The sequence below is a fragment of the Streptomyces sp. NPDC051218 genome (genome assembly GCF_044455475.1).
GTDB lineage: Bacteria > Actinomycetota > Actinomycetes > Streptomycetales > Streptomycetaceae > Streptomyces.
Map to the genome: position 1 here is coordinate 39,839 of NZ_JBITEU010000014.1, position 21,309 is coordinate 61,147.

21 protein-coding genes are annotated in these 21,309 nt (G+C 69.5%); 6 read left to right on the forward strand and 15 right to left on the reverse strand.

The genetic code is table 11. The annotated features are described in order from the left end of the window. Positions 1-50 precede the first annotated feature (50 nt). The 4 genes from ACIBCK_RS34690 to ACIBCK_RS34705 all read right to left on the reverse strand — a co-directional run bounded on the left by ACIBCK_RS34690 (position 51) and on the right by ACIBCK_RS34705 (position 5,734). Positions 51-1,535: a nitroreductase family protein gene (locus ACIBCK_RS34690; RefSeq protein ID WP_399396751.1), complete on the reverse strand. Its 1,485-nt coding sequence runs from the start codon at positions 1,533-1,535 to the stop codon at positions 51-53. After that, on the reverse strand, positions 1,532-3,388 hold the full coding sequence (locus ACIBCK_RS34695) for a TOMM precursor leader peptide-binding protein (RefSeq protein WP_399396752.1): 1,857 nt from the start codon (positions 3,386-3,388) through the stop codon (positions 1,532-1,534). The genes ACIBCK_RS34690 and ACIBCK_RS34695 overlap by 4 nt, the downstream gene beginning before the upstream one ends. Then, entirely contained in the window at positions 3,385-5,457 is a 2,073-nt protein-coding gene (locus ACIBCK_RS34700) for a hypothetical protein (protein WP_399396754.1), read from the reverse strand. The genes ACIBCK_RS34695 and ACIBCK_RS34700 overlap by 4 nt, the downstream gene beginning before the upstream one ends. A gap of 91 nt (positions 5,458-5,548) precedes the next feature. After that, complete coding sequence (locus ACIBCK_RS34705) at positions 5,549-5,734, reverse strand: thiomuracin/GE37468 family thiazolyl RiPP peptide (RefSeq protein WP_399396755.1); 186 nt, start codon at positions 5,732-5,734, stop codon at positions 5,549-5,551. Positions 5,735-6,259: 525 nt separating this feature from the next. Here ACIBCK_RS34705 and ACIBCK_RS34710 point away from each other — a divergent pair. Next, complete coding sequence (locus ACIBCK_RS34710) at positions 6,260-6,895, forward strand: LuxR C-terminal-related transcriptional regulator (RefSeq protein WP_399396757.1); 636 nt, start codon at positions 6,260-6,262, stop codon at positions 6,893-6,895. Next, on the forward strand, positions 6,882-8,243 hold the full coding sequence (locus tag ACIBCK_RS34715) for an iron-containing alcohol dehydrogenase (protein WP_399396758.1): 1,362 nt from the start codon (positions 6,882-6,884) through the stop codon (positions 8,241-8,243). Before ACIBCK_RS34710 ends, ACIBCK_RS34715 begins: the two co-directional genes overlap by 14 nt. 37 nt (positions 8,244-8,280) lie before the next feature. Here ACIBCK_RS34715 and ACIBCK_RS34720 read toward each other — a convergent pair whose 3' ends face one another. The 3 genes from ACIBCK_RS34720 to ACIBCK_RS34730 form a co-directional block, all read right to left on the reverse strand. After that, a complete protein-coding gene (locus tag ACIBCK_RS34720; protein WP_399396759.1) occupies positions 8,281-9,039 on the reverse strand; it encodes an ABC transporter permease in 759 nt (252 codons plus the stop codon). A 13-nt stretch (positions 9,040-9,052) separates the two neighbouring features. Continuing rightward, entirely contained in the window at positions 9,053-10,024 is a 972-nt protein-coding gene (locus tag ACIBCK_RS34725) for an ATP-binding cassette domain-containing protein (protein ID WP_399396760.1), read from the reverse strand. A gap of 64 nt (positions 10,025-10,088) precedes the next feature. Then, the gene (locus ACIBCK_RS34730) at positions 10,089-10,649 is read right to left on the reverse strand and encodes an EXLDI protein (RefSeq protein ID WP_399396761.1); all 561 of its coding nucleotides are present in this window, start codon (positions 10,647-10,649) and stop codon (positions 10,089-10,091) included. 187 nt (positions 10,650-10,836) lie between these two features. Here ACIBCK_RS34730 and ACIBCK_RS34735 point away from each other — a divergent pair, with 187 nt between their 5' ends. Beyond that, complete coding sequence (locus ACIBCK_RS34735) at positions 10,837-11,901, forward strand: methyltransferase (protein WP_399396762.1); 1,065 nt, start codon at positions 10,837-10,839, stop codon at positions 11,899-11,901. 663 nt (positions 11,902-12,564) lie between these two features. Next, on the forward strand, positions 12,565-13,245 hold the full coding sequence (locus ACIBCK_RS34740; RefSeq protein WP_399396763.1) for a hypothetical protein: 681 nt from the start codon (positions 12,565-12,567) through the stop codon (positions 13,243-13,245). Positions 13,246-13,453: 208 nt separating this feature from the next. On the opposite strand, the gene ACIBCK_RS34745 is transcribed toward ACIBCK_RS34740, so the two are convergent. Beyond that, positions 13,454-13,903 (reverse strand): SRPBCC family protein, encoded by a 450-nt coding sequence (locus ACIBCK_RS34745; protein WP_399396764.1) that lies wholly within the window; start codon positions 13,901-13,903, stop codon positions 13,454-13,456. Positions 13,904-14,050: 147 nt separating this feature from the next. Between ACIBCK_RS34745 and ACIBCK_RS34750 the strand changes: the two genes are divergently transcribed. Next, positions 14,051-14,953, forward strand: a complete 903-nt coding sequence (locus tag ACIBCK_RS34750; RefSeq protein WP_399396765.1) for an aminoglycoside phosphotransferase family protein — start codon at positions 14,051-14,053, stop codon at positions 14,951-14,953. 97 nt (positions 14,954-15,050) lie between these two features. Here ACIBCK_RS34750 and ACIBCK_RS34755 read toward each other — a convergent pair whose 3' ends face one another. The 3 genes from ACIBCK_RS34755 to ACIBCK_RS34765 are packed head-to-tail and all read right to left on the reverse strand — an operon-like array spanning position 15,051 to position 16,522. Then, a complete protein-coding gene (locus tag ACIBCK_RS34755) occupies positions 15,051-15,671 on the reverse strand; it encodes a dihydrofolate reductase family protein (RefSeq protein WP_399396766.1) in 621 nt (206 codons plus the stop codon). Further along, complete coding sequence (locus ACIBCK_RS34760; protein WP_399396768.1) at positions 15,671-16,177, reverse strand: SRPBCC family protein; 507 nt, start codon at positions 16,175-16,177, stop codon at positions 15,671-15,673. The genes ACIBCK_RS34755 and ACIBCK_RS34760 overlap by 1 nt, the downstream gene beginning before the upstream one ends. Positions 16,178-16,180: 3 nt before the next feature. Continuing rightward, positions 16,181-16,522, reverse strand: coding sequence for an ArsR/SmtB family transcription factor (locus ACIBCK_RS34765; RefSeq protein ID WP_399396769.1), 342 nt, complete (start codon positions 16,520-16,522; stop codon positions 16,181-16,183). Between the two features lie 229 nt (positions 16,523-16,751). Between ACIBCK_RS34765 and ACIBCK_RS34770 the strand changes: the two genes are divergently transcribed. Then, on the forward strand, positions 16,752-17,426 hold the full coding sequence (locus tag ACIBCK_RS34770) for a LysE family translocator (RefSeq protein WP_399396771.1): 675 nt from the start codon (positions 16,752-16,754) through the stop codon (positions 17,424-17,426). Between the two features lie 55 nt (positions 17,427-17,481). On the opposite strand, the gene ACIBCK_RS34775 is transcribed toward ACIBCK_RS34770, so the two are convergent. From ACIBCK_RS34775 to thiE, 4 genes are read right to left on the reverse strand one after another with little or no spacing between them, the layout of a single operon-like run. After that, positions 17,482-18,861: a purine-cytosine permease family protein gene (locus ACIBCK_RS34775; RefSeq protein ID WP_399396772.1), complete on the reverse strand. Its 1,380-nt coding sequence runs from the start codon at positions 18,859-18,861 to the stop codon at positions 17,482-17,484. Further along, on the reverse strand, positions 18,858-19,547 hold the full coding sequence (tenA, locus tag ACIBCK_RS34780) for a thiaminase II (RefSeq protein ID WP_399396773.1): 690 nt from the start codon (positions 19,545-19,547) through the stop codon (positions 18,858-18,860). The genes ACIBCK_RS34775 and tenA overlap by 4 nt, the downstream gene beginning before the upstream one ends. 5 nt (positions 19,548-19,552) lie before the next feature. Beyond that, the gene (gene thiD, locus ACIBCK_RS34785; RefSeq protein WP_399396775.1) at positions 19,553-20,386 is read right to left on the reverse strand and encodes a bifunctional hydroxymethylpyrimidine kinase/phosphomethylpyrimidine kinase; all 834 of its coding nucleotides are present in this window, start codon (positions 20,384-20,386) and stop codon (positions 19,553-19,555) included. Beyond that, the gene (gene thiE / locus ACIBCK_RS34790; protein WP_399396776.1) at positions 20,383-21,021 is read right to left on the reverse strand and encodes a thiamine phosphate synthase; all 639 of its coding nucleotides are present in this window, start codon (positions 21,019-21,021) and stop codon (positions 20,383-20,385) included. The genes thiD and thiE overlap by 4 nt, the downstream gene beginning before the upstream one ends. Positions 21,022-21,309 lie beyond the last annotated feature (288 nt).

Genomic DNA, 21,309 nt, shown 5'->3' on the forward strand with positions numbered 1-21,309 from the left:
GTCCGACGGGGACGTGCCCCGCGCGTTCGCGGGTCCTTTCACCGTGCTCGTCACATTCCTCCTTCCAGGACGAAGCGGTACCGCGCCGAGGGGCGCCGTTCGCTCAGGAGTACGGCGAACGGGGCGACCCAGCGGCCGGGGCCGCACACGTCGCGTACGGGCTCGGTGAGGAACCCGTTGTGCACGCGTGCCACCAGGCCCTCCGCGCTCGCGGCCATCAGCAGGCGCAGTGCGGCCTCCCCTGTGCGCAGATGCAGTTCGGTGTAGGCCCGCGCCGCGTCGTGCCGGAGCCAGTCATCGAGGTCGGCCACGACGAACACGGTCGCCGGAGCTTGGTGTGCGTTGGTCGACGCCACCATCTGGCAGCGCCGGAGAAAGGAGTTGAGGGAGGTGCGGGGCAGGAGCCGGTGGTCGGGTTGGTCGTGGCGGAACAGGCCGAGCTCCGCGCCGGTCACCTCGCGCCGTGCGACGAGCAGCGTGGGTTGTGGCAGTCCGTGCCACAGGCCGGGAAAGGCGGTGGTGAGGGCGACGATGCAGAGGCGATGCAGGGTCCCGGCGTCGATGGGGCGGGGGGCGGGGACGAACCCCGGGTCGCCGGAGTCCCGAGCGGCGCGCAAGCGTTGCCAGGGGACCCGTGGCGGGGAGGGGGAGGTGCAGTCGGGCTCCGAGGATTCGGTGGAGGTGCCGGCTGCCGGCGTCCGGCGGGGCGGTGCGCCGGCGAACGCGCGGTGCGCCGCTGAGGAGAGGGCACCCAGCTCGCCGAGCGCCGCGCAGGGGCGCCGTACGGCAGGTGCCGGAAGGTCCGGTGCCCGGAAGATCACCTCGGTCACCGCTCCGGTCAGCTCGATCAGCGTGAACGCGCACTCGTGCTGTCCGTCGAGTGACAGCAACTGCTCGATCGCGTACGGGTGATGAGCGAGGTCCGGCGCCGCCCGCACCCCCAAGGAGCGGGCGGCCAGGAGCAGCGCGCCGGTCAGTAGCCCGGCCTCTTGGCAGACCAGCCGATAGGCGTAGTCGCCGTAGTGCGCACCGGTGGTGCCGGGCGCGGCGGACACCGCGCACCGGATCCTGGTCCAGCGGCTGTGCTTGAACGGGGTCCGGCTGCGCAGGTGCTGGTGTTCGGGGTGGTAGCGGGCGATGTCCGGCTCGTCTGCATCGTCTCCCTGGCCGACGACCCACACCGAGCAGGGGAAGACGCAGCGCGCCGACGGGGCCATGCGGTGGTGGCGCCACGACGACTGGGGCCCGAACTCCACGCAGGAGACGCCCGCGCCGAGCGACAGCAGCGCGGTGAGTGCCGGCAGGTCGAGCGTCGCACCTGCCCCCGGATCACGTGCCTCGGCGGGCGACGGCGTCCAGTCGACCAACGGGGAGCGCGCCACCGGCGGCAGTCGCCGCACCCACTCGGTGGCGCGGGGCACCCTGACCCACGGCGGCGGTTCGGCCGGCAGTCCGCGGGGCACCGCGGACTGCATGCGGTCGAAGGTCAGCTCCGCGTACCGCTCGGCGGCGCTTGTGCTCGGCTCGGTGCTCACGGGAACGGATGCGGATGCGGATTGAGGTCGGCCCGGCTCAACGGCGCCGCGGATCGGCCCAGGGCCACCGGGGCATGCAGCAGCCGGTCGAGCCCGTTCAGCCGCCGTGCCCAGTGGCCGAAGGTCATCGGGATGGCCCCCGGGACGAGCACCTTGGCGCAACGGAACCCGCCGAGTCGCTGGTCGGCATTGGTCTGGTCGACCACCAGCACGTCGAGCCCGGCCTTTGTGACGCGCCCTGTGACATCGGCGAGGTCATCGCGCAGATCGGTGTGCCGGTCGGCCGGGAGGTGCAAGTCCTGCGCCTGGGCGAGGGACATCCGCGCCCGTGGACTGAGCAGGAACTCAAGGCGTTCGAAGGCTTCCGGCGCGCAGTACAGCATGCGGTGGTCCTCCATGTGCCGCACCTTGCCCGGGTCCTGCAGCATCCCGGCGATGAGGTGCCGGTGGGAGCGGTACGCGGGCGGGAACTCCGCGGTGAAGGGCGCCAGTTCCAGCAGTGCGGAGCGGAACGCCTTGCCCAGGTCCAGATGTGCGCCGCCCGCACACAGGGCCCGCGGCTGGCCCGCCCGCTCCCGCTCGTCCACGGCGAGGACCCACACGGCCGGAATGCCGAGGTCGTTGGTGATGTCGTAGAGCCTGATGCGGTAGCCGCTCAGCCACTCGATACGCTCCACCATCAGCGCCAGCTCGGTGTCCCTGCGCGGGTCGAGGGTGACCTCGACGGGGGCGATGCGGCTGTACCACGTCAGCAGGAAGGCGTCGCGCTCGGCGATCTCGAAGACCCCGTACAGCGCGGCCTCCGGCAGACTCGCCCCCAGCGCACAGCCATTGGAGATCTCGTACGCGAGAGCGGGCCGTGGTGTCGGGCGGTAGAGCGGCTCGTAGTAGGCGAGACACTCCGGTACGAGCACGGCGCGGTCCTGGCCGAGAGAACGGGCCCAGACCCAGGACAATTCGAGGTCTTCGCCGAACTCCTGGAACGGGAAGCCCTCGATCAGATATTGCTCGGGATCGTGCAGCCCGAAGCGCCGGGGATCGACGGCATCCGCGCGCAACTGGACCCAGCTGCCGTGCACATCGGTGCGGCGGCCGCTCGGCTGCACGCCCGCCGACCGTTCGAGCCCTTCGGTCAGCGCGGTCATCTCGGCAGCCAGGTAGGTGGTCTGCCGGCCGAAGCCGATCTCCTGCGAGGTGGTCACCCGCAGTCCGGTCGGCGCGGTGGCGGAGGGGAACAGTCCGTGGGCGCTGCGCCGCAGCCTGCGTACGAGACCGGCGTTCTCGTCCACGTACAGGGCGCGCAGCCGGTCCGATGACGCAAGCAGGTCGCTGCCGCGGTAGTTCTCGGGAGCCTTCTTGGGCAGCGGCATGTCGAATGCGTCCGCCACGAGCGGCGCGTCCTCGGGCAGGTCCGAGCAGACGGGGCACAGCGGGTCCGGCAGGAAACGCCCGGGGGTCACGGTGAGATCGCGCAGTTCGAGCGTGAGGAACGCCCGGTGCGGGGGGAGTTCGCGGGTGTCGAGGGCCAGGCACTGCTCGACGAGGGCGTGGCTCAGGGCGGGCAGGAGTGCGTGCCGGTCGGCGAAGCGCACGGAGCCGTCGCGCGCACGGTCCGCGATCCGGGGGTACGCCTCGGGCCGGCAGCCCGTGCGCCGGGTGACGAAGCAGCGCAGACAGCCCGTCCGGCCCGGCGCCAGGACGGGGCCCACCACGATGCGGCCCGGCTCCCACCACAGCGGGACGACGGTGGTGCCCGCCGCCGTCCGCGCCTCGATGAGCTGGACCTCCTGGTCACTGGGCGGACCGGCCAGCTCATGGATCACCGGGGTCATCGGCTGCCGCGTCGCCGTCACCGCGTCTCCTCGCCCGGGGCGGGTGCCAGGACGACCGCGGCGCAGTGGGTGCGCCCGACCGCACGCAGGGCCGGGTGCGGCTGCGGGGTCAGGGCGAGCAGCCGTGTCGTGGGCGGCAGCCAGGCCCGCAGCCACTGTGCGGCGCGGGACACGACGGTCGCCGCCTGCCCTGTCGGCCCGGTCGGCGCTGTGGGTGCCGTGAAGTGCGGGGCGCCAGTCGCCAGGTCGATGGGCGCGGGCCGTAACGGCTCCCGGAAGACGTCCTCCTGGAGTGCTCGTACCGCGTCGTACAGTGCGTCCGTACCGGCGGCAGCCACGTCGGAGGCGCTGCCGACGCCCACCGGCCCGTCGCCGCAGTCGGCTCGCACGACCGCCCATCCTCCGAGGTCGCACATGATGCTCAGCTCGGGATGGTGTCCGGCCGCCTCAAGGATGCTGTGCAGGCGCGGCGCCTCGGGCCCCTGCGCGGAACACGGAGTGACCGGGTCGGGTGTTGGCGCGCGCAGCAGCCGTACGGCGAGGCGGCCGAGCGCGCACGCCACGGCCTCGTCGCGGCTCGTCGCCGAAGCCAGGGCGATCGGCGTGGAGTCGTCCTGCCAAGAGGCGAGGCGGCCGGCCGGAAGGGGCACGGCCTCGCCGGTGCCGAGGTCGGTGGCCGGCACCTTTTCCTGCGCTGCCAGGGCCGCCCACCCCGCGCTCTCCGCTGCCGCGAGGACCGCGGCGACCCGTGCGGACAGCAGGTCGGGCCCGTCCCCTTCCACCGCGACGAGGCGTACGGCGTCCGATGTGCCGCCTCGCTCAGCGTGCGGCAGCGCGACCGTGGCTCGGCAGCGGTGCAGCGGGATCTGAGTGAGCATCCCCTCGTCCACATCTCTGATCAGCCCGTCCCGCGCATCCACCAGACGGCTCAACTCCCGGGAGGCCAAGGCGCTCTCGGTCGCCGGCGGCGGCAGCGCGGCGGTCCAGCCGGAAGCCGTCGTGGGCGCCTCGGCAGCCGGATCGGTCGGGAGCAAGGCCAGGGCGCGCAGGTTCACCTCGTCGCTGACCAGGGTCGCCAGGTCGACGCGTACCGCGTGCTCCCTGAAGTCGTCGGCCGGTATCCCGGTGATCTCCTTGAACGCGGCGAAAGCCAGCTGCGCCGCGACGATCCGGGCGGTGGGTTCCGCGAGGAACACGCTGCGCCGCCCTGCCCCGGTCACGCCCGTTCTGGCCCACAGGTCGGGAGCGCGCACACCCCCGTCCGGCTCGCACAGCGGCCCGAGCCAGACGTGGTCCTCGTGAACGGCCCCGTACAGGACCCTCTTCCCGGCTCGGCGGCTCGCGGCGTCGATCCGGTGGGCGAGGTGCGGGTCGAAGTCGTCGCCGAAGTGCAGCACGATCTCGCTCGCGCCCAGCAAGCTCGCCAACTCGGCGTCCGTGCCGCCGTCTTGCGTGGCGACGCCGCCGACGGCCGGCAGCCGCGCCGTGCGGACGGTGATGCCCGGGTCCCGCTCTCGTGCCGTCGCCAGGGCGGGCTCAAGGGCCGCGTCGAGTTCAACCGTCGACGTCGAGGGGCCCGAAAGGAGCGTCGTCAGACGGCGGTTGCCGAGCTGGAGCAAGGCGCACACCAGTCCCTCCAGGACCAGCCCCGACCCCACGCACAGCACAGGGGTCTCTCGGAACGTCTCGTAGCGTGCCGCGGGGGAGTCGCGGAAGTACTCGATGAACGCCAACTCGCCCGCATAGTCGCGCAGTTCCTGATCCGTGAGCCCGTGTGGACGGTCATGGCCCGCATCGCGTACGAATCCGGCATCGGCCAGGCGCTTCAGCAGACCCCGGACCTGCTCGGCGACGGCCGGCGCCAGCCCTGCGACGAGGCGGCCCACCCCCACGGTCCCATCGAGATGCGGGGCGATCCTGTTCACCAGCTCGTACGACGACTTGCCCCGGATGGTCAGGGACGAGGCGTTGCACAGCAGGAACGCGCCGTCCTCGTGCGGGACCCACAGGGCGTCGGTGCGCAGCCGGGGGCGTGAGCTGTCTCCCCACACCGGAAGAGGCGCGGTTCGCGGGGCCGTAGGACTCTGCATGCTTCCCTTTCAGCCGCTGCCGGGCGAACGCCGGCCGGATCGTGTCGGAAACGGCCGACCCACACAGGGGCGGGTCGGCCGCGTGGTTCCGTCAGGTCGAGCAGCTGCACGACGACGTCGAGCAGCAACACGACGCGCCGACTTCGGTCAGGCCGTGGCCCATTCGCAGCGACTCGAGACCGCCCTCGGAGTCCGCGGAGAATTCGAAGCTCTCCACGTCGAGGTCACTCAGGTCCAGAGACGAATGCTCCGGCGTACCCGGGATGCTCTTCTCCATTTTTTGCGCCTCCCTTCCGCATAATTGGGGTTGGAACAGCCCGACTCTGCGGCACATACGGGGACGATGACATCACGCGTGAAGGGTCAACCACCTGCCTGCCGGACTAGTCCCAAGTAGTTCTCGATGGACTAGGCGGAAGGGCGGTCCGAGATCCAGAAGTGCCCATGGCAGGTGTCATAAATTGGCAAGAAGGGCTGTCGAAGCCACACCGCTGCGTGGGTAGTGTGGCTGTAGTGGGGTTCTACCTTCCCGGAGGTTTGTCCGTGGCCGTTGCGAGCAGCAGCCCTGCCGCTGCCGACGACACGGATGCCGTGGCCGCAGGAAGAGTGGGAACCGGTGCGCCGTCGAACGCGTCGCCGACCGACCGCGGCGATGAGGCAGAGATCCGGCCGGGTTGTGGGACAGGCGGCAACACGACCGTCACCCGTCCCGGCCGTTTCACTCCTCGTTCGTCTGGCGCCACCACAACGCGGTTGTGCCATCCGATGGTTCGAGCAGTGGAGCACGTCAACGGGGGAGTGAATGAGTATCGTCATCCATGGTCTGTCTCCGGTCAGTAGCCTCGGTGTCATCACGGCGCTGCTGAAATTTTCCGACCTCTTCGAATTCGATCACTTCACCGACGCGCACGATCCGGAGGAAGTACAGGCGCTGGTCCGCAAGGGAGATGTCGACCTCGTCATCACCGATCCCACCCAGCCGTCGCTGAACGCCGGGCTCGCGCTGTGCCGGGAGATCAAATGCCGTGACGTGGCTCCTCCGGTGCTCGCCTTCTGCGACATTTCCTCACCGCGCCATGTCCTGCTCTCCCATCTCGCCGAAATCGACAGCCTGGTGCATGCCAATGAATTACCGGGCCGATTAGCCGCGGCGGTGCAATCGACGCTGTGCGGTTCCAGGGAATGGCTGATCGGCCCGCAGGAGGAAGCGTCGATGCCCTGGGCCGATTCGCACACGCTGACCGCGCGCGAGCAGGAAGTGCTGTGGCTGTTGTCGGAGCGATGTACCAACGGCCAAATAGCGCGCACTCTTTCGATCAGTACCAATACGGTGAAGAACCACGTGGCCTCGGTGCTTCGCAAGCTCTCCGTCAAACAGCGCTCGGCGCTCTTCGCCCAGAACGGATCTTCCGAGCAGCGGCGCAATGCCCGCGCCTGACTTCGCTGCCGCCCCCTCCCTGCTCCGCACACCGGCCCTGCTCTGGCAGTCGGCCGGTCCCCGCCGCCTGTGCGTCGGAGCCGAGCGGGCCCAGGCGGAACTGGCCCGCCTTGCCGCAGACGGAGCGCTCGTCCTCTACGACCCCGCAGCCTGCTCCGCCGTCCCGCATCTGGGGCGTACGGCCCTGCCGCTCCCCGCGGACGAGGGTGCGGGGGCGCCTTGGCGCGTGGCACGAGAGATCGCCCGCCTGGGTGCCCGCACGGTCGCTGTGATCGGTGGCGGTACGGCCATGGACACCGCGAAGCTCGCCGTCGCCCTGGCAGCGGGCAGCGAGCCGCGCTACGCGGAGGGGCCGTCCTCCGGGCTCGCGCTCCTGACGCGTGCGTGCCGCCCGGCTCCCGCGCTGATCGCGCTCCCCACGACCCTGGGCACCGGCTCGGAGACGAGCGGAGTCGCGCGCCTGGCCATCGGTGGCCGGCGCTCACGGCTCGTCTGCTCGGCGATGTTGCGGCCGGAGGGTGCGGTCCTCGATCCGTGCCTGACGGAAACACTGCCCGCACCACTGCTGGCGGCCGGCGCGATGGAGATCCTGCTGCGCCTCATCGGCCCGCTGCTGGGCCCGCATCCGATGGGCGCCTCGTCGTCCGCATGGCTCCTGGAGACCGCGACGCTGGTACGGCACACGGCGGAAGCGCTGCTCGCTTCGCCGCTGTCGCAGGGCGATGCCGGGCAGTACGTGGCTGCCGGGTGGTCGGAAGCCGCTGGGTGGTCCGAAGATGCTGGGCGGTTCGAAGATGCTGGGTGGTCCGAAGCCGCTGGGCGGTCGGCGTCCGACGTCGCCGCGTACGACCCGGCCGAGACCTACGAAGGCAGGGCGGCGCTACGTCTCCGTCTCCGTCTTGCGACGATCAGTGCCGCCTCGCACCAAGTGTGGCCGCGCGTCGGCGTTTCCCCCTTCGCCTTCCTGCTCTGGTACTTCGCCGACACCGCCGCCACAGTCACCGGAACGGCCAAGAACACGGCGCTCGCCCGGCTCTTCCCCGCCTACCTGGAACGCTCCCTCACCACGCCGGGCCGGAGCGCCTGGGCGGACGGCGATCGCGCGCGACAGGTGGCACGGCGTCTGTTCCCCGAAGCGGCCGCTGCAGGGGACAGGCCTGCGGACTACCGCGAGGCCGCTGCACGCCTGCTGCGACGCTGGGGCGTCCCCTTGGCTCCACCGTTGGACGCCGACCCTGCCGACCTGGGGCGCGCGGTGGTCTCCTCGTGGCCCCGCGCTCTGACCGGGCTCACGGCCCGGGACGCGGCGGCGCTGTACGAGTCGGCGTCGTACGAGGCGGCGCGGTAGCTGTGGCGTCCGATACGGCGCGCTGAGCGACCGCCTGTCAGAGCCGGCGCAGCGAGCCCGCCGTCCAGCGAAGCGCCAGTACGGTCAGCGTGGTGCAGGTGAGGAGTGCGATCGGGAGCGAGGCGTCGCTGTAGTCCCCCGCCATCGCCGACCGGGAGGCCATGACCACGTGGTAGAAGGGGTTGGCCTGGGCGATGTGGCGCAGCCAGTCAGGTGCCAGGGCGAGCGGCAGCACCACACCAGAGAGCAGCAGCAGGGGCAGGCTGAGAAACCCCATGGTCTGGGACATCAGGTTCTCGTCGCGCAGGACGAGCGCGACCGCGTAGGAGAACGTGGACGTCATCACGACCACCACGGCCAGCAGCCCGAACACCGCGAGCAGACCGGGCAGTTCGGCGTCGAGCCCCATCGCGAAGGCGACCAGGATCAGCACGACACCCTGCACGCCGATCGCCAGGACGTCGCGCAGTGCCTTGCCCAGGATGAGCGCGGTGGGCCGCATGGGTGACACCACCATGCGTTCGACCACCCCGGCCTTCCACTCGGATATCAACTCGAAGCCGGTGTAGAGCGATCCGTAGAGGGCCAGCATCACCAGCAGGCCGGGGGCGAACAGGTCGAAGGCTTCCGAAGGGCCGCCCGGCCCGCCGAGGCCGGGGGAGGACAGCCCCTTCACGAGCGGGCCGAAGAGAAGTAGCCATAGCAGCGGCTGCATGATGCCCACCACCATGACGACGGGCGAGCGCAGCAGCCGCCGGGTCTGATAGCCGAAGACGAGTCCGGTGTCACGGAGCACGAGGGGTCCCTCCCTAGAGTTCACGTCGCAGAGAGGAGCCGGTGTGCTTGAGGAATACGTCATCGAGGCTCGCCGACTCCAGACCGATGGAGACCGCGCGGACCCCATGTGTGTCCAAGGCGCGCACCACGGCGGGAATCGCATCGGCGCCGTTGTCGACGTACACACGCACGGCACTTGCGGTCTCCCGGATCTCCCGAATGAAGGAAAGCCCCTCCAGCGCATTCTTGACGCGGTCGCCGTCACCGTCGCCGCCATGCTCACCGACGGCGGCGGTGACGGTGACCGTGTCCCCGCTGATGCTTCGCTTGAGTTCCGCCGGGGCCCCCGAGGCGACGATGCGGCCCCGGTCGATGATCCCCACCCGGTCGCAGAGGGCGTCGGCTTCCTCCAGATAGTGGGTGGTCAGGAATATCGTGGTGCCCGCCACCTGCAGTGCGCGGATCTCCTCCCAGAGGGCCGCGCGGGCCGCCGGATCCAGGCCGAGGGTCGGCTCGTCCAGGAAGAGGACCGCGGGCTGGTGCACCAGGCCTAGTGCCAGGGCGACGCGGCGGCGCTGCCCGCCGGACAGGGTGCGCGGCAGCCGGTCGGTCAGGTCGGCCAACCCCAGTGCGTGCAGAGTCCGTTCGGCGGCGCCGTGCGCCTCGGCCTGGTCCAGGCGGTGCAGCCGGGCCTGGAGAATCAGGTTGTCGAGCACGGGCATTGACTCGTCGGCGCCTCCGGCCTGCCCGACGTAGCCGATCAGCCGGCGCGCCTGCCCCATCCGTCTTGGCAGTTCACATCCCGCGACGCTGACCCGTCCGGAGTCGGGTGCGAGGAGTGTCGCGAGCATCCGTACCGTCGTGGTTTTGCCCGCTCCGTTGGGGCCGAGAAATCCGAAGATCTCGCCCTCGTCCACGTGCAGGTCGATGCCCCGCACCGCCTCAACTACCTTGCCCCGGCGCCGGAAGCTCCGGGTGAGCCGCTCTGCCTCGATGGCTGCCACGCCTGTCCTTCCCTGGAGGTCCCGGGTGCGGGACCCCTTGGGGGTCCCGGGTGCGGGGGAAGCGTCAGATGTCGAGCTCTTCCACGGGCTGCTGCTGGGAGTTGACCTCCACGGCGTGCGCGAGGTCGTCGGGCAGGGCGGCCTTGAGTTCGTCGGGGTGCTCGTACACGTCGAGGCTCATCTCGGCGCTGCCGGAGAGGTCCCAGCCCGGCTCGTTGTCGAACTCCGTCAGGTTGTTCCAGTACTCGATCGTGTAGCGGGGATCCTCAGGGTCGCCCCAGGGTGAGTGTTCGGCCTTCGGAGCCTCGTCGAACTGCTTGCGGTGCACGGCGAACCTGCCTTTTCTCGTGTGATAGACGGTGATCCACTCGCCCCGGCGGCCCTCGGAGGCGGGCCGTTTGCCCTGCGCGATCCGCCGGGCCACGAACCGCTTGCGGTGGTAGACGCCCTCGCTGCCCACGCGTACTTCGACCTCGTCGAAGCCCTCCCGGTGGGCCTCCTCGGTCTCGACGAAGCGCTGCAGCGCCCGGGTGATCGCGGCCGAGAGGTTTCCGCCGCTCAGCTCCTGGGCGCGCTGGAAGAGCGCGATGTCGCTCTGACCCACGTAGATGGTCCTGTTGGGCACGGCCACTCTCCTATGCTTACATGTATGCGTATACGCTAGCCACAAGGCGTCCGAGGTTCAACTCCCCTTCTCAGATCACTTTCTGGGTCCCTTCGCCCCTCTTGTCACCCCTGTCGCGGGGCCCGTAGCGTGCGTCGAAATGCCCGATTCCCCAGGGTGGGTCGGGCAGCGACCGATCGGGGATCCCATGACGCAGAGCACCTCGGCCACGCCTCCGGCCGCCGAGACGGCCATGCTGAACCTGCTGTACAGCGCTCCCTTCGCGGCACAGATGATGCGCGCCTTCGCGAAGCTGCGCATCGCCGACCATCTCGCCGAAGGGCCCCGGAACGCGGCGGACCTCACGCGGACACTCGGCGCGCACCCAGGCGCCCTGACGTCCTTCCTCGACGCCTGTACGGCGCAGTCGTTAGTGACTCGGAGCGAGGAGGGGCAGTACGCGCTGACCGAGCGCGGCCGCCTCCTGCGCTCCGGATCGGGGGTGGCGGCACACGTCCTGTACGCGGCGGGCCCCGGAGTGAACCGTGCCTACGAGCAGATGGACGAGGTGGTCCTGACCGGCCGCTCGGGCGGAGACATCACAGGGCGGCACGTCTACGACTACTACGGCGAACACCTCGAAGAGGGCGCGGCGTTCGAGAGGGTGATGTCGGAGACCACCACGAACTGCGTCAACGCACTAGTAGAGGCACACGACTTCACCGTGTACCCGCGCATCATGGACGTCGGCGGCGGCCGGGGCACCCTCCTGAGCCGTGTCCTGGAAGCGGCGCCCAAGGCGCAGGGCGTCTTGTTCGACATGCCCCATGTGATCGACATGGCCAGGTCCTCGCTGCATGACGAAGCAGACCCCGACGTGGTGAACCGGATCGAGTTCACCGGAGGCAGCTTCCTGGAGTCCGTCCCGGCCGGCGCCGACCTCTACATGATCAAGAGCATCATGGTCGACTGGCCGGACGAGAAGGTCGCCCGCCTCCTGGGCAACCTGCACAGCGCGATGGCGCCGGAGGCCCGGCTGCTGGTCGTGGACTGGTTCGGCCGGGACGCGGCGGACGCGGGTCGAGCCGTCGAGGGCTACGAAGCCATCGTCAGCTTCTCCGCCTGGACGCTCTGGGGCGGACGTCTCCGCGTCCGCACCGAATTCGAAACGCTCCTCGACGCAGCGGGGTTCACCGTGGAACAGATCGAGACAGCCTCCGCCCCCGGCTTGTTCCCCTGGAACCTGATAGTGGCCCGCCCGAAGACCCACTGACCCCTGCGCTCCGCCCCACTCCGACTCCCACTCCGCCCGCTCCGACTCGGTCCGTGGATGCATCCGCGGACCGAGCGGCGGGTTCATGGGACGGCGAGTGGCCTGTTCGCCGACCCCGTGGGCGTCATGAGCGTCGTCTGGTTCGGCATCGTCCTGGTCGCTCTCGCCGTGATCCTCCGCACCTCGACGGGCCGCCCGGCCGCGCCGAGGAGCAGACCCCAGCGAACGGCAAGGGGAGTGTCAGTGGGTGGTGACAGGATGACCGGTATGAGTTTCGTACGTACCACTCCGCCGCGGCCTGTCGAGGTGAGTGCGGTCTTTCCCGAGCTGGTTCCGCTGGCGCGACCTGCCGTCCGGCTGCATCCGCGTCCGGGATCGCCTTCGGTCAGGGACAGCTCGGTCGGCGGGCCGTTGCTGTGGCCGGCGGGGGAGTCGTGGCCGCACTGCGCGGACGCGCACCTGCATGTCGACACGGGATTCCGCGAGTCGCCGACTGAAGTGCGACTTGGGAGACGCCTGCAGTCCAGGTGGCGTCCTGATGGCCAACGTCCCGCGCTCACACCTGAGGAGGCTGCCCTGAGAGAGCGAGACTCCGAGCGGCTTGCCGAGCGTTACGAGGCGAGTCCTCCATGGCCCGCCGAATGTCCGGTCCCGCTGTTGCCCGTGGCTCAGCTGTTCCTGCGTGACATACCCCTGTTGAGGCCGCCCGGGCAGGCCGATCTGCTTCAGGTTCTCTGGTGCCCGTACGAGCACGAACCGTATTACAAGCCGGCGACCGCCCTGTTCTGGCGGACAGCCGCGGAGGTCGTCGACATCCTCACCACACCACCAGAGCCGTACGAGGCGGACTATCCGGGTTACGTGCCAGGACCGTGCGTGCCGGCGCCGGAAGCGATCACGGAGTATCCCAACAGCCTGGATCTGAGCCCGGAGTTGCAGCGGATGCTGGAGGACTGGAACAGGTGGCAGGCAGCCGGCGCCGACGTGGATGGCTCCTACGCGGAGTATCCGCGCGAGCTCTATTCCATTCATCTGGGCAACGCCCCCGGCTGGAAGGTCGGCGGCTGGCCCCCGTGGGGCCGCACTGACCCGTACCGCCGGTACTGCTCTGTGTGCGAAATGCAGATGGCCCCGCTCCTGACGATCGCCTCAAGGGAGTGGGATGGCGGCGAAGGCCGCAGCTGGGCGCCACAGGAAGACCAGGCCGCCGCCCTCGCCGGCTCCAACTACCCGGGCCAGAAGCCCTCGCAGCCGACGGGGGTAGAAGTAGGCAGCACGGACAACATGCAGATCTACGTCTGCCCGGCCTCCCCGGAGCACCCACACACCGATCTGATCCAGTGAACCTGGCGGGCGGCTTCCTGAGTGCCCGGCCCCGTTTACTCTCCCCGAGGAGGCCAGCGCAGCCGACCTGGCGAACCTGTTGGTTAATTCGGGCCCTGGTGCTCTGTCCCGTCGGGTTGCTCTGCTGGGCAGAGACGCATCGCGTCCGCCCCGGTCCACCGGCGGCGCGGGGCGATTGCGGTGGAGCACGGGTTCCTGGCCCGGCCATTCAGTCGAAGGTGCTGGCCAGGTAGGCGTTGCGGGTTCTGATGAGGTGGGGCATATACCGGCGCAGGAGGAGTCTGTCGACGATGCGTCCGACAGGCTCCAGCGGTGAGGCGAAGTCGATGACGTCTCGCATGATGGTGCCGCCGGTGCCGTCCGGCTCGAAGTGGTGGGCGTGACACCATCGTTTGAAGGGTCCGGACTCCTGCTCGTCCACGAAAAATCGGGGCGAGTCGTAAGAGGTGATGCGGGTCTTGAGCCGCCAGGTCAGGCCGAAATGGCGAGCCTGGAAGGTCACCGTGTCACCGAGCGCCAGCTCGCCCCGGGTCTTGCCGCCAACCGCTCGCTCCGAAGAATCGGCCATCGAGCGGGTGTGCGACTCCACGTCCAGGGATACTGCGAACACCTGGTCCGGGGGTGCGGCGACGGCTGTCACGATCTCGAAATGCTGCACAAGCTCACCCTAGACACTGGCCATTTCGGGCCCTTGCCCGGGTCGAACGCTGATCAGGACCCTGGCGTATGAATACTGGCTGTCGTCTCAGTTGATCTGGTCTGTTTCCGGTGTTTCGGGTTGAACTAGGGGAAGAGCGTGCGACAGATGACCATGCACGATGACCAAGTGGACGTGACCCCTGAAACCGTTGCGACGTTGGTCCAGGAACAGTTCCCTCAGTGGAGCGGCAAAGTGATCCGACTTGTGCCGACGACCGGTACGGTCAACGCCATCTTCCGCATCGGGAACGACCTTTCGGCGCGTTTCCCGATGCGTCTGGCCGATGCCGCCGAGGCGCTTGCGGTTCTGGAACAGGAAGCTCGGGCGAGCGCGGAGCTGGCGCAGGTGTCTCGGTTCCCCGTCCCGGAACCCGTCGCATTGGGAAAGCCTGGAGCGGGTTACCCCATGCCGTGGTCAGTCCAGACATGGCTGCCCGGCACGGTCGCTTTTGACGCTGACGCCGACCCGAGTGGGTCGGACGCCTTTGCCGAGGACCTTGCGACGTTCATCGCGGCCCTCCGGGAGGCCGAGACGCGGGGGCGGCTCTTCAGCGGTGAAGGTCGCGGCGGCGTTCTCGTTCACCACGACGCTTGGATGGCGAAGTGCTTCGAGGAGAGTCAGGGGCTGCTCGACGTGCCCCGGCTGCGCCAGATGTGGAGCTACTTTCGGGAGTTGCCACGCACGGGTGCTGACGTTATGAGCCATGGTGACTTGATCCCGGGCAATGTACTGGTCGCGGGAGACCGGCTCAGCGGCGTACTCGACACCGGTGGCTTCGGCCCGGCCGACCCCGCGCTGGATCTGGTCAGCGCCTGGCACCTGTTGCAGCACGGCCCACGGGAAGTGCTCCGACGGACCCTGGGCAGTGACGATCTGGAGTGGGAGCGCGGCAAGGCATGGGCGTTCCAACAGGCGATGGGTCTTGTCTGGTACTACGTCGGGAGTAACCCGACGATGAGCAGCATGGGGCGCCGGACACTCGATCGCATTCAGGAGTCGATGGAGTGAACTAGCCCCGGTCATTGGCCGCAAGAGGGACGCCACCTCGATTCCTTCGAGCGCTGCTGAGTCGGACTCGGAGGGGGAGCGCTGAGGGTCGGGACCGTTAGCGTTTCCGGACGGTGTAGGTCAGGTGCGTCGCCCTCGGGGACGGCTCAGCGCGGACCTGCTTCAGGGCCACGCGGCCCGCGTCCACGCCCTCGAACAGGCGGATTCCGGAGCCGAACAGTACGGGTGACAGTGCGATCGAGAACTCGTCGACCAGACCCGCGTTCACGTACTGCAGGATCGTCGCGCCGCCTCCCGCGATACGGACGTCGCGGTCGCCGGCGGCCTCGCGGGCCTGATCGAGGGCGGCTTCGACGCCGTCGTTGACGAAGTGGAACGTAGTCCCGCCGGGCCGCTCCCAGGGGTCACGCTTCTCGTGCGTCACGACGAACACCGGGGTGTGGAACGGCGCTTCCTGCGGCCACATCTGCTCGCCGGCGTCGAACATGCGCTTACCCATCACGCTCGCGCCGGTGCGCTCGAACGTCTCCCGCACGATGTCGTTGTCGCGCCCCTCCTCGCCACCCGCGCCGAGCCCCAGATTCTCCCGGAAGAACCGCTGCGGGAAGACCCACCGCTGCAGTTCCATCCACTGCTGCCCCATCAACTCCTCGGGGGAATCGGGCGCGATGAAACCGTCCAGCGACATCGACACACTGAAGAAGACCTTCCCGGTCATCAGCCCTCAGCTCCCTTCCGAACCGTCTCGGTGACGTACGTCGCCAGGTTGTTCAGGGTCTGCCGGCCGGCTTCGATCGCGTGGTACTTCTCGACCGCCTCGTCGCGCTGCTCCTTGGTGGGGAACACCGTGTGCATCTCGATCCGGGTCGCCGCGCCATCGGGCTCGAACGTCAGGACCGACTCGAAGGCGTTGGGGTCGTCACGGGCCTCCCCGTGGAGCATCGCGATCCGTTCCGGCGCGGCGATCGCGGTCCAGGTGATCCACTCTTGGTAGTCCGTCCCGTCCGGGCCGTGCATCACGAAGTCCCACTCTCCGCCGACGCGGAACTCGAACGCCCGCGTGGTGGTGGTGAACCCTTCCGGTCCCCACCAGCGCGACAGGTGCCGCACCTCGGTGAATGCCTCGAACACCAACTCTCGTGGGGCGTCAATGATCCGGGAGATGACGGTCTCCCGGTCGGCTGTGGCCGACTGCGTCGGCGTTCGTGGTTCTGTCGCACCCATCAGCTACTCCGCTTCCCTTGTCTGCTTCAGGTCCTGCACGTAGGCGTCCAGTCGGTCGAAGCTCTCGTTCCAGAACTGCTCGAAACCGCCGGTCCACTCGTGGACGGACCGCAGCCCGCCGGCGTCAAGGCCGTACAGACGCTGCTTGCCCGCCTTGCGATCGCGCACCAGCCCGACCTCCCGGAGCACCCGCAGGTGCTTGGACGCCCCCGGCTGGGTCATTTCCAACTCCTGGGCCAACTCGGTCACCGACCGCTCACCCGCCCGCAGCAGTACCAGGATCTCCCGGCGCTGCGGCTCGGCGATCGCGTTGAAGACGTCCGACGTCGTCGCTGCTCGTGCCATGGACAAAATCATATGCCGATATCGGAATACGTCAAGGCGTCGGGGTTGGAGGTGCCGACGGGCTACTCCTTGGTGACGGCAGAGTCCGTTCCCGAGATCTTGTGCCTGTCCACGTCGTCAGCGGGTACAGGAGACCCGGAGTTCGTGGCACGCCCCAGCGGTCTGAAACCTGGACTGGAAACTTCCACCTCCGCGGCCACCAGGCTGTGGGCCGGCGAACGGAGAATGGATGTCAGTCGACCTGATCGGCTTCCTCGGCGTCGTGCTGGTTGCCTACGTGGTCCCAGGGCCCGACTTTCTGGTGGTACTCCGCTCAGCAGCCGAGCACCCCTCCAAGGGCCGGGCGGCAGCGCTGGGAGCCCAGGCAGGGCTGTGCGTGCACATGCTCGCCGCCGCCGTCGGCCTGTCCGTGATCGCTGCGCACTCACCCGTGGTGTACGACTCCATCAAGTTCCTGGGCTGCGCCTACCTCGTCTACCTGGGCGTACGGGCGGTACTCGCCGCGCGGCGCAGCGCCCGGGAGCACGCCGCCGCAGGTCCCGGACAGAGCGACAGCCCGTACGCCGCCGCACAGGACGCGCCGGGTCAACCGCAGGCGGGAGCCGCGCGATGGCGCCCCAGTTTCACCCAGGGATTTCTCACCAACGTACTCAATCCCAAGGCGGCTCTGTTCTTCCTCAGCATCCTGCCGCAGTTCGTCAACGGAGGCGGCTCCAGGACCCAGGAGATCTTCTTCCTGGGGATCCTGGACGTCCTCATCGGTGTCGGCTACTGGTTCGCCCTGGTCGCCGGTGCCGTGCGGTTGCGCACCTTGCTGGCCCGGCCGAAGATCCGCCACCGCTGGGAGTTGACCACCGGCTGGCTGTTCATCGCCATCGGTATCGGCGTCGCCGCAGCAGCCTGAGCACTTGAGAGACGACCGACGCAGACCGCAGCCGGTTCCACCTCAACTTCGAAGGCTACGTCGCAACGCGCCGACGCCTGCGGCCCACAGCGAGGGTGGCGAGGGCAGCTACCGCGAAGGAGAGCAGGGAGGCGCTCATCCATGGCTGGACGGTGAGGCCCACGGTGTCCTGCAGCCAGGCCCAGAAGTCGGACCAGCCGGCGATGTTCGTGGGTGCGATCAGTTGGTAGGTGGCGAAGCCGAGTGTCCAGGGCAGAAGCATGACCCAGCGGGTGGGGGCCTGTTCGGAGACATCCCAGGTGCGGTGGCCGCCGAGTACGAAGAAGTCCACGACGAGGACGGCGAACATCGGGATGAAGACAGCACCGATCAGGTAGAGGAAGCTGGCGTAGCTGTCCATGTTCACCAGAAGCGCCAGGGCGGTGGCCAGGGTGCCGCTGATCAGGCACAGGATGCGGCGGTCCGCCCGGGGCAGCAGGTTCTGGGCGGACACGGCGGTCGAGTAGACGTTGGCGAAGGACTGGTCGACCTCGCGCAGGACCAGTACCCCGAAACAGATCACGCCGACGCTCGTGGCGGTGAACGGATCGAAGACCTTGTACGGGTCGGTGCTGTCGAACGCGATCATCGCGAGGGCGGCCACGCCGAGGACCGAGCCCGCGACGCCCGCGAGGGTCTGGCCGATGACCAGGCCACCGAACGCCGCCTTCTCGCTGCGGGAGTGGCGTGAGTAGTCGGCGACCAACGGCAGCCAGGAGATCGACACGGCGATCACGCTGTCGGCGGCGAACCAGAAGTCCTTCCAGGAGCCGCCCTCCATCGGGATACCGCGGCCGGCCAGGTCCCAGCCCAGGTAAGCGATGGCCAGGACGACGGCGATGGTGACGTAGCGACGGATGATGCGCAGGGCGCCGAGCGGGCGCAGTGTGAGTGCTGTGGTGACCGCGCCCGCGACGAGCACGTACAGCCAGCCGGGGCCCGGTTCGCCGAAGGCCTGGCGGGCCAGGATCTTCAAGCCGGTGGAGATGACCACCAGCTCGAAGACGGCCCAGCCGACCATCTGGAGCACGTTGAGGACGGTGGGCAGGTAGGACGCCTTCGCGCCGAACAGGCCGCGCAGCAGCACCATCGAGGGCGCGCCGGTACGCGCCCCGGTGATGGCGGCGAGGCCGAGGGCGGCGGTGCCGATCAGGGTGCCGACGACGGACGCGGTGACGGCGGCGGCGAACGACAAGGTCGGACTGCCGGTGCCCAGCGGGTCGAGGACGACCAGCATGCCGCTGAAGCCGAGCAGGCTGACGCCCAGGTTGGCCCAGAAGGTGCCTTGGTCAAGGCCGGTCAGGACCTTGGGGGTGGGCTGGTCGAGGGTGAGCGGCGCCTCGTTCGCCGGTGCCGGGTCCGGTGTCGGGGTGGCGGGTTCGGTGGTGATCGTCACTTCGCGGGCTCCGAGACCTGGGCGGGAGCGGCGTCGAACGGCCAGGACTCCACGCGCCAGGCGGCGTCCCAGAACATCCACTCCCAAGTGGACGCGGTGGTGAACGCCGTACGCATCCGTGCGCGGGTGGTCGGGTCGGCCTGGTCGGCGAGCCGGTTGACGATCTGTCGGGCGTGTTCGGTGGCGGCCTCGAACTCGTCGTCGGCGTACGTGCCGATCCAGTCGCCGTACGGATGGACAGCGAGGTCACCGGCCTGTTCGAGCAGTGCCCGGCCCACCTCGGCGTAGATCCAGAAGCAGGGCAGGACCGCGGCGGCCAGCTCCGGGTAGCCCTGGGTGTGGGCGACGGAGAGCAGGTAGGAGGTGTAGCCGGTGCAGGTGGGGGAGGGGGTCCAGGCATCGACGTCGACGACGTTGGTCTCGTGCAGGGAGCTTTCGACGGCGACGGCGTCGTGGGCGGACTTCGCGAAGAACGCGATGTCCTGCGGCCGGTCCGCCTTCGCGGCGGCGCCGGCCAGCGCGCGGGCGTAGCCGCGCAGGTAATGGGCGTCCTGGGCCAGGTAGTAGACGAACTTCTCCCGGTCCAGGGTGCCGTCGCCGAGGCCGGTGACGAACGGCAGCTTGTCGATGGCCGTACGTATCTCGGCCGTGGCCGTCCACAGCTCGTCGCAGAAGGTCGTGGTCATGGTGCTCAGCTCCAGTACTGGTGAAAGTGGTGGACGGGGCCGTGGCCGTGGCCGACGCGCAGGGTGTCGGCTGCCCGCAGCGCCCCGGTCAGGTAGTCCTTCGCGGCGCGGACAGCGGTCTGCCAGTCGTCGCTCCGAGGGCGGAGGGCGGCGATCGCGGCGGAGAGGGTGCAGCCGGTGCCGTGGGTGTTCCGCGTGTTCACGCGAGGTGCGGACAGCTCGGTGACGCCCGTGCCATGGGCGTCTGTGGCGTGCGTGGAGTCGACGAGGATGTCGACGGACTCGGCGTCGTGGGTGTGGTGGCCGCCCTTGAGGAGGACGCGCCTGGCGCCGGTCTTGAGGAGTGCGCGGGCCTGCTCGACGGCTTCGGTGCGGTTCGTCGCGGAGGCGGCGCCGAGGAGGTCGCCGGCCTCGGGGAGGTTCGGGGTGATGAGATCGGCGAGCGGCAGGAGCCGGTCGCGGAGCACCGTCACCGCATCGGCCTCGAGGAGGCGGTGACCGCTGGTCGAGACCATGACGGGGTCAAGGACGACGTACCGGGGGCGGTGCCGTTCCAGTGCGTCCGCGACGGCTGCGGCGATGGCGGCGTCGGCCAGCATTCCGATCTTGACGGCGTCCACCGCCACGTCGGCGAACAGCGTGTCGAGCTGCTCGGTGACGAACTCCGGGGGGACGGCGTGGATGCCGGTGACTCCCTGGGTGTTCTGTGCGGTCAGGGCGGTCAGAACTGCCGTTCCGTACGCGCCGTTTGCGGAGAACGCCTTCAGGTCGGCTTGGATCCCGGCGCCGCCGGAGGGGTCGCTGGCGGCGATGGTGAGGGCGATGGGCGGGCTGGTCACGCGGAGACCTCCGGTCGCAGGGTGTGGGCAAGGGAACGGGCCGCGGTCTCGGGGTCGGGCTGCCCGCAGACCGCGCTGACGACAGCGATCCCGGCCGCGCCACTTGCCCTGACGGCGGCGGCCTCGGACGCGCCGATCCCGCCGATGGCCACGCAGGGCAGCGGGCTCTCCCGGACGATGCGGGCCAGGCCGTCCAGACCGAGCGGGGTGTCCGCGTCCGGCTTGGTGGACTGCGGGAACACCGGACCGACACCGAGGTGGTCGACGGCATCGGGTACGTGCGTCAGCTGTTCGGGGCGGCTGACGGACAGGCCGACGTACGCGTGAGGGCCGAGCTGGCGCCGGGCGGTCGTGGGGGAGCCGTCCCGCTGCCCAAGGTGGACGCCGTCCGCGCCCAGCCAGACCGCCACGTCCAGGCGGTCATTGACGATCAAGGGGACCCCGGTGCCCGCGAGTTCAGCCTGGATCGACCGGCCGAGCGCACACAGCGTGCGGGCGTCCGCTTCCGGATCGCGCAACTGGACAGCGGTGACACCACCCTTGACGGCGGCTGCCACGGTGACGGCGACGCCGCGCTCGCCGCAGAGCCGGGTGTCGGTGACGAGGTACAGGGACAGGTCGAGTGGTGGTCGCATGGGTGCTCCTTGGGGTCTACCGGCCGCGGGAGGGCGCGGCGGCGTGGGAGACGCATCGGGAGGTGCTGGGGAAGAGGTGCTGGGGAAAGAGGTGTAGGGAAGGGGGAGGGCCCCTGACGTGCGGGAACCTTGAGTTATCCACAGGGGTGAGGGTGTGTGTCCGAGGGGGCTGGCAGACTTGGTGTTGGGGTCGCCCCCCTGGGCGGGCGGGGGCTGATCAGCGGCTGATTAGCGGCTGACCAGCCGCTGACACCCAGGCCGACCGCCCACCGCAAAACCCCGCAACAT

Bases quoted from the DNA above. Each gene is read 5' to 3' on its own strand.
- ACIBCK_RS34765 (WP_399396769.1), bottom strand. From the start codon at position 16,522: ATGGCACGAGCAGCGACGACGTCGGACGTCTTCAACGCGATCGCCGAG.
- ACIBCK_RS34710 (WP_399396757.1), top strand. From the start codon at position 6,260: ATGAGTATCGTCATCCATGGTCTGTCTCCGGTCAGTAGCCTCGGTGTC.
- thiE (WP_399396776.1), bottom strand. From the start codon at position 21,021: ATGCGACCACCACTCGACCTGTCCCTGTACCTCGTCACCGACACCCGG.
- tenA (WP_399396773.1), bottom strand. From the start codon at position 19,547: ATGACCACGACCTTCTGCGACGAGCTGTGGACGGCCACGGCCGAGATA.
- ACIBCK_RS34735 (WP_399396762.1), top strand. From the start codon at position 10,837: ATGACGCAGAGCACCTCGGCCACGCCTCCGGCCGCCGAGACGGCCATG.
- ACIBCK_RS34770 (WP_399396771.1), top strand. From the start codon at position 16,752: ATGTCAGTCGACCTGATCGGCTTCCTCGGCGTCGTGCTGGTTGCCTAC.
- ACIBCK_RS34705 (WP_399396755.1), bottom strand. From the start codon at position 5,734: ATGGAGAAGAGCATCCCGGGTACGCCGGAGCATTCGTCTCTGGACCTG.
- ACIBCK_RS34715 (WP_399396758.1), top strand. From the start codon at position 6,882: ATGCCCGCGCCTGACTTCGCTGCCGCCCCCTCCCTGCTCCGCACACCG.
- ACIBCK_RS34700 (WP_399396754.1), bottom strand. From the start codon at position 5,457: ATGCAGAGTCCTACGGCCCCGCGAACCGCGCCTCTTCCGGTGTGGGGA.
- ACIBCK_RS34755 (WP_399396766.1), bottom strand. From the start codon at position 15,671: ATGACCGGGAAGGTCTTCTTCAGTGTGTCGATGTCGCTGGACGGTTTC.
- ACIBCK_RS34750 (WP_399396765.1), top strand. From the start codon at position 14,051: ATGACCATGCACGATGACCAAGTGGACGTGACCCCTGAAACCGTTGCG.
- ACIBCK_RS34760 (WP_399396768.1), bottom strand. From the start codon at position 16,177: ATGGGTGCGACAGAACCACGAACGCCGACGCAGTCGGCCACAGCCGAC.